This window comes from Rhizobacter sp. P3_B12 (genome assembly GCF_056402895.1).
The window spans coordinates 1-10,378 of the sequence record NZ_JBFUGN010000125.1; the positions used below are offsets into that span (position 1 = coordinate 1).

Consider the following 10,378-nt stretch of genomic DNA (forward strand, 5'->3'; position numbering starts at 1 on the left):
GGCTGGTGCCGGAGAAGGCGCTGGTGCGGGTGCCGGAGACGGAGCGGGCGAAGGTGCCGGTGCCGGTGCCGGCGCAGGGCTCGGCGCATTGCCGGTCGGCGGGTTCTGGCTGACCTCGCTGCTGTCGCTGCCGCCGCCGCAGGCGACGAGCATGAACAGGCTCAGCAGCGCGGCCGAGGATCCGATGGGGGAACGGGACGATGACATGCCCCAGGGCATGCAAGCATGGGACCACGCGCCATCCGCCCCCTGTCCGACACGATCCACCCCCGCCGGCCACACATCATGTTGCAAGGCCGACGCGTGGCGTCAGATCCTTCGGTACGGCGTCAGCTGGGCCGCCACACCGGCGAGTCCGCGATCACGACGCGGCGCGGCAGGATGTGCGCCTGCGTGAACGCATCCGCGATGCGCTGCTGCTCGGCCAGCGCCTCCGCGTCGACGGCCTGCACCCTGTAGCTGCGCCGCTGGTTGGCCGCGGTCACCGTCGCGGCATCGAGGCCGATCACCGGCGCGTGCCATTCGGCCGCCGGGCCGGGGTTCTTCCTGATCCACTCTCCGGCCCGCTGCAGCTCGGCGAACACGGCGCCCAGCACGTCGGGGCGCCGCTGCGCATACGGCGTCGCGGCGAGGTAGAAGCGCCGGTAGCTCGACAGCGAACCGCCGTCGAGCAGGATCCGCGCGCCGGCCTGGCGCTGCACCGCGGCGAGGAACGGATCCCAGATCACCCAGGCGGCCACGCTGCCGTTCTCGAAGGCGGCGCGCGCATCGGCCGGGCTCAGGTAGGCCGGCTCGATGTCGCCGATCGACAGGCCGGCCTTCGCGAGCGCCTCCAGCAGCAGGTAGTGCGCGCCGGCGCCCTTTGCGAAAGCGACCTTGCGGCCCTTCAGTTGCACGACATCGGTGATCGGGGAATCCCTGGGCACGACGATCGCCTGCGCCTGGGGCGACGGCGTCTCGATCGCGCAGTAGGTGAGCTTCGCGCCGGCGGCCAGCGCGAACGGCGGCACCGCATCGGCCACGTCGGCGCTCAGCTCGATCGCGCCGATGTTCAACGCCTCCAGCAGCGGCAGCCCCGAGGTGAACTCATGCCAGGTCACCCGGACCTTCAGCGGTGCCAGCGCCTGTTCGAGCGTGCCGCGCGACTTCAGGAAGATCATCAGCGTGGACGACTTCTGGAAGCCGATGCGCACGGTGTCGGCATCGGCAGCGCGCACGGCGGCGGGCAGCAGGCTGGCCGCGGCCGCCGCCAGCATCAGGCGGCGGCGCGGGTCGTGCGGTGAATCGGGGAACGGCGCGGGGGACTGCATCGATGGGCTCTCGACAATGACGGAGCCCGCGACGCTAAGCGCCGCCCCGCGTGGCGGCAACGATGCAATGCGCAGTTGCTTATGCGCCGCCCGGTGTCAGTGCCCGGACGCCGACGGCTTGTGCATGTTGCGCGTGCCCAGCAGCACGCCCGCCGGGGAGCCGTCGTCCACCTTCGGCTTGCTGCAATCGCGCGCAACGATGTTGGAGCCGATGCGCGGCTTGACCTCGCACAGCGGAGCGGCATTCGCCTGCGCCTGGTCCTGCGGCGGCGCCTCGGGTTCCGGCACGGGGCTCGCGCAGGCCGTGGCGAACAGGGCAAAGGTCAAGCCGGTCAGGCCGATCAAGCGAAGGGTCATGATGGGGTCGGGTGAAGGGGTATCGGGCGATTCTAGGGGCGCTCAGGCGTTCTCGAGCCGCGCCCGGTCCCTGATCACCGATCTGCCGGCCGTCAACGCATAGTGCAGCGCGGACTCCGGGTCGGTCCAGCAGCGGCCGTCGCACATCGCCTCGTCACGGAACACCTCGCACGGCGCGCCGCTGCCATGCACCTGCTTCACCACCACCGCGGCCACGTAGCCGCCGTGCGCCGCCTCGATCGCCCCGGCGTAGATCTTGAAGTCGCCGACCGTCTGCTCCTGGAAATGCATGCCCTGCTCCACGCCGGCGCCACTGCCGGTCGGGGCGAACTTTGAACGCGTTCGCGCGCAAATTCCATCGACAAGATTGGCGCCCCCGAATGGGGGGGCCGGCCTACTTCGTCGTCCGGCACTGGGCGTACAGCCGCATGTAGGACGCAGCGGCCACGTCCCACGAGAACTCCTGCGCCATCGCGCGGCGCATCAGCTGCTGCCACAGTGCCGGCTGGCCGAAGGCGTGCAGCAGCCGGTCGACCGTGACTTCCAGCGCCATCGAGCTGGCCGGCTCGAACGAGAAGCCGGTGGCCCGGTCGGTGCGGATCGTCTCGTCGGTCGTGTCGACCACCGTGTCGACCAGCCCGCCGACGCGCCGCACCACCGGCAGCGTGCCATAGCGCAGCGCATACAGCTGCGTCAGCCCGCAGGGTTCGAAGCGCGACGGCATCAGCAGCGCATCGCTGCCGGCGATGATGCGGTGCGCGAGCGCCTCGTCGTACACGGTGCGCACCGCCACCTGCGCCGGGTGCGCGCGCGCCGCGCCTTCGAAGGCGGATTCGAGCGCGCGGTCGCCGTTGCCCTGCAGCGCGAGCTGCCCGCCGCGCTGCAGGATGCCCGGCAGCGCCGCCAGCACCAGGTCGAGCCCTTTCTGCGAGGTGAGCCGGCTGACGACGCCGAACACCGGCGCATCGGCCCGCCGCTCCAGCCCCAGCTCGGTCTGCAGCGCATGCTTGCAGACCGCCTTGCCGACCAGCGAATCGGCCTGGTAGCGCTTCGCGATGCCCGCATCGGTGGCCGGGTTCCACACCTCGGGATCGACGCCGTTCAGGATGCCGAGCACGTCACCACCACGACCGCGGATCACGCCGTCGAGCCCGCAGCCGTATTCATGGGTCGCGATCTCGCGCGCATAGGTCGGGCTGACGGTCGTCACGCGGTCGGCGAACTTCAGCCCCGCCTTCATGAACGACAGTTGGCTGTGGTACTCGACGCCCGAGGCCGCCATGTAGCGCGCCGGCAGCCCCAGCAGGTTGAAATCGCCGGCCGGGAACAACCCCTGGTAGGCCAGGTTGTGCACCGTGAAGATCCGCGCCGCGCGCGTGGGCACATGCGCGTGCGCATAGGCGCAGGCCATCGCCGCGTGCCAGTCGTGCGTGTGCAGCACGTCGGCCACCCAGTCGGGGTCGAACTCGCCGGCCGCGATGTGGGCCGCCACCCAGCCGAGCAGCGCGAAACGCTGCGCGTTGTCCGGCCACTCGTTGCCGTCGGGCGCCTGGTACGGGCTGCCGCCGCGCCGGTACAGGTACGGCGCATCGACCACGTAGACCGGCAGGTGGCTGTACGGCATGGTGCCGAGCGTCAGCCGCACGCGCGCCGCGCCGAAGGCCGCGCCAATCTCGCAGACGGTCTTCTGGTGCAGCACCGCGTCGGCGATGGCCGGCAGGCCGGGCAGCACCAGCCGCACGTCGGCGCCGGCGCGCGCCAGCGCCTGGGGCAAGGCGCCGGCCACGTCGGCCAGGCCGCCGGTCTTGACCAGCGGGAAGATTTCAGCGGCGACCTGGAGGACTTTCATGCGGTGATCAAGCGGTGAATCAATCAAGCTGTGAGTTTCGCGAGCATGTCGCGCGTGACAAGGGTGATGCCGTTCTCGGAACGGTAGAAGCGCTGCGCATCGAGCTCGGCATCCTCGCCGATCACCATGCCGTCGGGGATCACGCAGGCGCGGTCGACCACGACGCGCGTGAGCCGCGCGCCGCGGCCGATCTGCGCACCCGGCAGCAGCACCGACCAGCTGACGACCGCGTGCGAGTGCACCCGCACGCTCGAGAACAGCACGGTGCGCGTGACCGCGCCCGAGACGATGCAGCCGCCCGACACCAGCGACTCCACGGCCATGCCGCGGCGGTCGTCCTGGTTGTGCACGAACTTGGCCGGCGGCAGTTGCTCCTGATACGTCCAGATCGGCCAGCGCTTGTCGTACAGGTTCAGCAGCGGGTCGGTGGCGGTGAGGTCGATGTTGGCGTCCCAGTACGCGTCGATGGTGCCGACATCGCGCCAGTACGGCGCCTCGCCGTGCCGCGTGCTGACGCAGCTCAGCTCGAACGGGTGCGCCGAGGCCTGCCCGTTGCGCACCGCGCGCGGGATGATGTCCTTGCCGAAATCGTGGCTCGAATCGGCGTCGTTCATGTCGCGCTCGAGCTCCTTGTAGAGGTAGCGCGCATTGAAGATGTAGATGCCCATGCTCGCGAGCGCCATGTCGGGGCGGCCCGGCATCGGCGGCGGGTCGGCCGGCTTCTCGACGAACTCGGTGATGTGGTTGTCGCGGTCGACCGCCATCACGCCGAAGGCCACCGCCTCCTCGCGCGGCACTGCGATGCAGCCCACCGTGCACTCGCGCCCCTTGGCGACGTGGTCGGCCAGCATCAGCGCGTAGTTCATCTTGTAGATGTGGTCGCCGGCCAGCACCACCACGTAGTCGGCGCCGTAGCTCGCGAGGATGTCCTGGTTCTGGTAGACGGCGTCGGCGGTGCCGCGGTACCAGCTCTCGTCGTCGTTGCGCTGCTGGGCCGGCAGCAGGTCGACGAACTCGTTCATCTCGCTCTTCAGGAAGGCCCAGCCGCGCTGCAGGTGGCGCAGCAGGCTGTGCGACTTGTACTGCGTGATCACGCCGATGCGCCGGATGCCGGAGTTCAGGCAGTTCGACAGCGCGAAATCGATGATGCGGAACTTGCCGCCGAAGTAGACGGCCGGCTTGGCGCGGCGGTCGGTCAGGTTCTTCAGGCGGCTGCCGCGGCCGCCGGCCAGCACCAGCGCGACGGCGCGCTTGGGCAGGTCGAGGCTCAACGCAAGATCGATGGGTTGCATGATGTCTCCAGGAAGGGTCGCGGCGCGCACCGATTGTGCACGGCCCGCACCGCATTGAAGCACTGCCCCCGCGCTTGCGCACGCCGGGACAAACGAGCAAAGTCTGGCCCACACTGCAGGATCCCCGCCGATGAGCTCCCCCTCCATGACACAACAGATCACCCCCCAGCAGATGCAGGCCGGCCTCGACGAGCAGCTGCTGAAGACCGTCGGCGTCGCGCCGCCCGCCGCCACCCCGGTCGACCTGATGCACGGCGTGGCCCAGGTCGCGCGCCAGCAGCTGTCGGAGCGCTGGGTCCAGACCCAGGCCATCGAGCGCGCCGCCAAGGCCCGCCGCGTCTGCTACCTGTCGATGGAGTTCCTGATCGGCCGCACGCTGTCGAACGCGCTCGCCGCGCTCGACCTGCGCGAACCGGCCGCCGCGGCGGTCGCGCTGCACGCGCAGACGCTCGAAGACGTGGCCGACCACGAGCCCGACGCCGCGCTCGGCAACGGCGGCCTGGGCCGGCTCGCCGCCTGCTTCCTCGACTCGATGGCCACGCTCGGCCTGCCGTCGTTCGGCTACGGCATCCGCTACGAGTACGGCATGTTCGCGCAGGGCATCGCGCACGGCCGCCAGGTCGAGCACCCCGACCCCTGGCTCGCCGACGGCACGCCGTGGGAGTTCCCGCGGCCCGGCATCAGCTACCCGGTGCGCTTCGGCGGCCATGTCGAGCAGCACATGCACGACGGCAAGACGCACCCGGTGTGGCGCCCGGCCGGCTCGGTCGAGGCCAAGGCCTACGACATGGTGATCCCCGGCCACGGCACGCAGAAGGTGAGCACGCTGCGCCTGTGGAAGGCGGCGGCCCCCGCCCACATCGACCTGAACGCCTTCAACACCGGCGACTATGCCCGCGCGGCCAGCGTCAAGAACGAGTACGAGAACATCTCGTGGGTGCTGTACCCGAACGACAGCACGCCGGCCGGCCGCGAGCTGCGGCTGCGCCAGGAGTACTTCTTCACCAGCGCGTCGATCCAGGACATCGTCGCCCGCCACCTCGACGAGCACGACACCTTGCACAACCTGGCCGACCAGGTCGCGATCCACCTGAACGACACGCACCCGGCGATCGGCGTGGCCGAGCTGATGCGCGTGCTGTGCGACGACCACGCGATGCCCTGGGCCGATGCCTGGGCGGTCACGCAGAAGACCTTCTCGTACACCAACCACACGCTGATGCCCGAGGCGCTCGAGACCTGGGCGGTGTCGCTGATGCAGCAGGTGCTGCCGCGGCACCTGGAGATCATCTTCCGCATCAACCAGGAGTTCCTCGACCTGGCGGCGAAGCAGCGCCCCGGCGACGACGGCTTCCTGCGCCGCCTGTCGCTGATCGACGAATCGGGCGAGCGCCGGGTGCGCATGGCCAACCTGTCGATCGTCGGCAGCCACAAGGTCAACGGCGTCTCGGCGCTGCACTCCGAGCTGCTGACCAAGACCATCTTCGCGGACTTCGCGTCGCTGTACCCGAGCCGCTTCACGAACATGACCAACGGCGTCACGCCGCGGCGCTGGCTGGCGCAGGCCAACCCGGGTCTCGCGCACCTGCTCGACCAGACGCTCGGCCGCGGCTGGCGGCTCGACCTCGACCAGCTCGCGCAGCTGAAGGAGCACGCCGGCAACGAGGCCTTCCGCAGCAAGTTCGCCGCGATCAAGTTCAACAACAAGAAGCGGCTGGCCGAGCACATCCAGCGCCACACCGGCATCCACGTCGACCCGGGCAGCCTGTTCGACGTGCAGGTCAAGCGCATCCACGAGTACAAGCGCCAGCTGCTGAACGTGCTGCACGTCGTCACGCGCTACCTGGCCATCATCGCGAACCCGACGCTGCCGTGGGTGCCGCGCACCGTGATCTTCGCCGGCAAGGCGGCCTCGTCGTACCAGACGGCGAAGTCGATCATCCGGCTGATCCACGACGTGGGCACGGTGGTCAACGCCGACCCGCGCGTCGGCGGCAAGCTGCGCGTGGTGTTCATCCCGAACTACGGCGTCTCGGTGGCCGAGGTGATCATGCCGGGCGCCGACCTGTCGGAGCAGATCTCGACCGCCGGCACCGAAGCCTCGGGCACCGGCAACATGAAGCTCGCGCTGAACGGCGCGCTGACGATCGGCACCGACGACGGCGCGAACATCGAGATCCGCCAGAGCGTCGGCGACGACAACATCTTCATCTTCGGGCTGAAGACGCCCGAGGTGCAGGCGCTGAAGGCCTCGGGCTACCACCCGATGCGCCACTACGACGGCAACCCGGCGCTGAAGGCGGTGCTCGATGCGATCTCCGGCGGCCTGTTCTCGCCCGACGAGCACGACCGCTACCGCCCGCTCGTCGACTCGCTGCTGTGGGGCGGCGACCACTACCTGCTGCTCGCCGACTACGATGCCTACGTGCAGGCGCAGCAGCGCGTGGACACGCTGTACGGCCACCGCGAGGCCTGGATCGCGCGCGCGATCGCCAACGTGGCCGGCATGGGCGTGTTCTCGTCCGACCGCACGATCCGCGAGTACGCGCGCGACATCTGGAACATCGACCCCGAGCTGAAGCCTGCGGCGGCGCTGCGATCGGTTGCCTGACAATGACACCCCGTCGTTGCCACCGCCCCCCATGCTGACCGCTGCCGAGATCGAGGACATCCGCCACGCCCGCCACGGCGATCCGTTCTCGGTGCTCGGCGCGCACGTCGATGCGAGCGGGCAGCGCTGGCTGCGCTGCTTCCAGCCCGGCGCGCGGGCCGCGCTGGCGGTCGATGCGAGCAGCGGCCAGCCGCTGTCGCTGCTGACCCAGCTGCACCCCGACGGCGTGTTCGAGGGCATGCTCGGCAGCGCCGCCGGCACGCACCGGCTGCAGTTCACCTGGGCCGACGGCAGCAGCTCCACCGTCGACGACCCCTACCGCTTCCCGCCCGTGCTCGGCGAACTCGACGTGTGGCTGCTGGCCGAGGGCACGCACCTGCGGCCGTACGAGACGCTGGGCGCGCAGGTGAGGATCATGGAAGGCGTCAGCGGCGCGAGCTTCGCAGTGTGGGCGCCAAACGCGTCGCGCGTCAGCGTGGTCGGCGACTTCAACCACTGGGACGGCCGCATCCACCCGATGCGGCTGCGCCGCGAGTGCGGCGTGTGGGAGATCTTCCTGCCCGGCATCGCCGAAGGCGCGCGCTACAAGTACGAGATCCGCACCGCCGACGGCCACGTGCTGCCGCAGAAGGCCGACCCGTACGCGCTGCAGTCCGAGCTGCGGCCGGCCACCGCGAGCGTGGTCTCGCACATGCCGCGGCTCGCGCCGGCCTCGCCGCAGCGCCAGCAGTCGAACGCGCTCGATGCGCCGGTCAGCATCTACGAGGTGCACCTCGGCTCGTGGCGGCGCAAGCCCGAGGAAGGCGACCGCTGGCTCAGCTGGGACGAGCTCGGCGACACGCTGGTGCCGTATGCGCAGGACATGGGCTTCACCCACCTCGAGCTGATGCCGGTCAGCGAGCACCCGTTCGACGGCTCCTGGGGCTACCAGCCGGTGGGGCTGTATTCGCCGACCGCGCGCTTCGGCGACGGCCCGGGCTTCCGGCGCTTCGTCGACCGCTGCCATTCGGCGGGCCTGGGCGTGCTGCTCGACTGGGTGCCGGCGCATTTCCCGAGCGACGTGCACGGCCTCGCGCAGTTCGACGGCACGCACCTGTACGAATACGCCGACCCGCGCGAGGGCTTCCACAACGACTGGAACACGCTGATCTACAACCTCGGCCGCACCGAGGTGCGCAACTTCCTGGTCGGCAATGCGCTGTACTGGCTGGAGCGCTACGACGTCGACGGGCTGCGCGTCGACGCGGTCGCCTCGATGCTGTACCGCGACTACAGCCGCGAGCCGGGCGAGTGGATCCCGAACGTGCACGGCGGGCGCGAGAACCTCGAGGCCATCGCGTTCCTGAAGCGCATGAACGAGGTGGTGGGCATCGAGCGGGCGCAGGCGGTCACGCTGGCCGAGGAATCGACCGCCTTCCCGGCGGTGTCGCGGCCCACCTTCGCCGGCGGCCTCGGCTTCCACTACAAGTGGAACATGGGCTGGATGCACGACACGCTGAAGTACATGGCGCGCGACCCGGTGCACCGCAAGCACCACCACGGCGAGATGACCTTCGGGCTGGTGTATGCCTTCAACGAGAACTTCGTGCTGCCGCTCTCGCACGACGAGGTGGTGCACGGCAAGGGCTCGCTGATCGCGAAGATGCCGGGCGACCGCTGGCAGAAGTTCGCGAACCTGCGGGCCTACTACGGTTTCATGTTCGGGCACCCGGGCAAGAAGCTGCTGTTCATGGGTGGCGAGTTCGCTCAGGAGCGCGAGTGGGACCACGACCAGAGCCTCGACTGGCACCTGCTCGCCGACCCGCTGCATGAGGGCATGCAGCGGCTGGTGCGCGACCTGAACCGCTTCTACCGCGCCACGCCGGCGCTGTACGAACAGGATTTCATCCCGGCCGGCTTCGAGTGGATCGACCACCAGGATGCCGAGCATTCGGTGATCAGCTTCGTGCGGCACGGCCGCCGCGACGGCGCGACCGTGATCGTCGTCTCGAACCTGACGCCGACGGTGCGCTCCGGCTTCCGCATCGGCGTGCCGCGGCCGGGCGAGTACCGCGAGCGCATCAACACCGATTCGGCGCACTACGGCGGCAGCAATGTCGGCACGCCGCTGGGCGCCGCGCGCTCCGACGACGTGCCGTGGCAGGGCCGCGCGCACTCGGTGATGCTGACGCTGCCGCCGCTGGCCACGGTGTTCCTGGAGCTCGTGGCTTGACGCCGTTGCAGGCGGGACGCCCCTGGCCGCTGGGCGCGCACTGGGACGGCCACGGCATCAACTTCGCGGTGTTCTCGGACCATGCGCAAGGCATCGACCTGTGCCTGTTCGACGACGCCGGCACGCAGCAGCACTCGCGCACCGCGCTGCCCGGCCGCACGCAGCAGGTGTGGCATGGCTACCTGCCGGGGGCGCAGCCGGGGCTGCTGTACGGCCTGCGCGCGCACGGCCCGTGGCAACCGGAGCGCGGGCAGCGCTTCAACTCGAACAAGCTGCTGCTCGACCCGTATGCGCGCGAGATCGTCGGCCGCTTCGACTGGAACGACCCGCACTTCGGCGGCGACCGCCAGCGCCCGCTCGAGATGGACCTGCGCGACAACGGCGCGCAGGCGCTGAAGGCGCGGGTGGTGCACGACAGCTTCGACTGGGGGTCTGGCGCCAGCGCCGACGCGCCGCCCCGCACGCCGCTCGCCGACACCGTGCTGTACGAGCTGCACGTGAAGGGCTTCACCCGGCTGCACCCCGGCGTGCCCGAGGCGCAGCGCGGCACCTATGCGGGCCTGGCGAGCGACGCCGCCATCGCCCACCTCCAGCGCCTGGGCGTCACCGCGGTCAGCCTGCTGCCGGTGCACCAGGCGCTCGACGAAGAACGGCTCGTGCGCATGGGCCTGCGCAACTACTGGGGTTACAACACCGTCGGGTTCTTCTGCCCGAGCCCGGCGCTCGCCGCGGCGGGCTCGTCCGGTG

Annotated in this window: 7 protein-coding genes and 1 pseudogene; 3 read left to right on the top strand and 5 right to left on the bottom strand. The window is 70.3% G+C overall.

Translation table 11 applies throughout. The features are described from left to right. Window positions 1–329: 329 nt before the first annotated feature. The 5 genes from AC1D01_RS09620 to glgC form a co-directional block, all read right to left on the bottom strand. Window positions 330–1,310: an aliphatic sulfonate ABC transporter substrate-binding protein gene (locus AC1D01_RS09620; protein WP_477865822.1), complete on the bottom strand. Its 981-nt coding sequence runs from the start codon at window positions 1,308–1,310 to the stop codon at window positions 330–332. A gap of 96 nt (window positions 1,311–1,406) precedes the next feature. Further along, window positions 1,407–1,667 carry a hypothetical protein gene (locus AC1D01_RS09625; RefSeq protein ID WP_477865823.1) on the bottom strand — a complete coding sequence of 87 codons (261 nt, stop codon included), beginning with the start codon at window positions 1,665–1,667 and terminating at the stop codon, window positions 1,407–1,409. A 42-nt stretch (window positions 1,668–1,709) separates the two neighbouring features. Beyond that, complete coding sequence (locus AC1D01_RS09630) at window positions 1,710–1,958, bottom strand: hypothetical protein (RefSeq protein WP_169675417.1); 249 nt, start codon at window positions 1,956–1,958, stop codon at window positions 1,710–1,712. 103 nt (window positions 1,959–2,061) lie between these two features. After that, window positions 2,062–3,516, bottom strand: a complete 1,455-nt coding sequence (glgA, locus tag AC1D01_RS09635) for a glycogen synthase GlgA (protein ID WP_477865824.1) — start codon at window positions 3,514–3,516, stop codon at window positions 2,062–2,064. A gap of 23 nt (window positions 3,517–3,539) precedes the next feature. Beyond that, window positions 3,540–4,808: a glucose-1-phosphate adenylyltransferase gene (gene glgC, locus AC1D01_RS09640; RefSeq protein ID WP_477865825.1), complete on the bottom strand. Its 1,269-nt coding sequence runs from the start codon at window positions 4,806–4,808 to the stop codon at window positions 3,540–3,542. A 130-nt stretch (window positions 4,809–4,938) separates the two neighbouring features. Between glgC and AC1D01_RS09645 the strand changes: the two genes are divergently transcribed. From AC1D01_RS09645 to AC1D01_RS09655, 3 genes and pseudogenes are all read left to right on the top strand, one after another. After that, the gene (locus tag AC1D01_RS09645) at window positions 4,939–7,419 is read left to right on the top strand and encodes a glycogen/starch/alpha-glucan phosphorylase (protein WP_477865826.1); all 2,481 of its coding nucleotides are present in this window, start codon (window positions 4,939–4,941) and stop codon (window positions 7,417–7,419) included. A gap of 31 nt (window positions 7,420–7,450) precedes the next feature. Continuing rightward, window positions 7,451–9,631 (top strand): 1,4-alpha-glucan branching protein GlgB, encoded by a 2,181-nt coding sequence (glgB, locus tag AC1D01_RS09650; protein ID WP_477865827.1) that lies wholly within the window; start codon window positions 7,451–7,453, stop codon window positions 9,629–9,631. Next, a pseudogene (locus AC1D01_RS09655) lies at window positions 9,628–10,378 on the top strand (glycogen debranching protein GlgX); the annotation flags it as partial. The gene glgB and the pseudogene AC1D01_RS09655, both read left to right, overlap by 4 nt.

Excerpts from the sequence above, each read along its gene's own strand:
- AC1D01_RS09620 (WP_477865822.1), bottom strand. The coding sequence starts at position 1,310 with ATGCAGTCCCCCGCGCCGTTCCCCGATTCACCGCACGACCCGCGCCGC.
- AC1D01_RS09625 (WP_477865823.1), bottom strand. The coding sequence starts at position 1,667 with ATGACCCTTCGCTTGATCGGCCTGACCGGCTTGACCTTTGCCCTGTTC.
- AC1D01_RS09630 (WP_169675417.1), bottom strand. The coding sequence starts at position 1,958 with ATGCATTTCCAGGAGCAGACGGTCGGCGACTTCAAGATCTACGCCGGG.
- glgA (WP_477865824.1), bottom strand. The coding sequence starts at position 3,516 with ATGAAAGTCCTCCAGGTCGCCGCTGAAATCTTCCCGCTGGTCAAGACC.
- glgC (WP_477865825.1), bottom strand. The coding sequence starts at position 4,808 with ATGCAACCCATCGATCTTGCGTTGAGCCTCGACCTGCCCAAGCGCGCC.
- AC1D01_RS09645 (WP_477865826.1), top strand. The coding sequence starts at position 4,939 with ATGAGCTCCCCCTCCATGACACAACAGATCACCCCCCAGCAGATGCAG.
- glgB (WP_477865827.1), top strand. The coding sequence starts at position 7,451 with ATGCTGACCGCTGCCGAGATCGAGGACATCCGCCACGCCCGCCACGGC.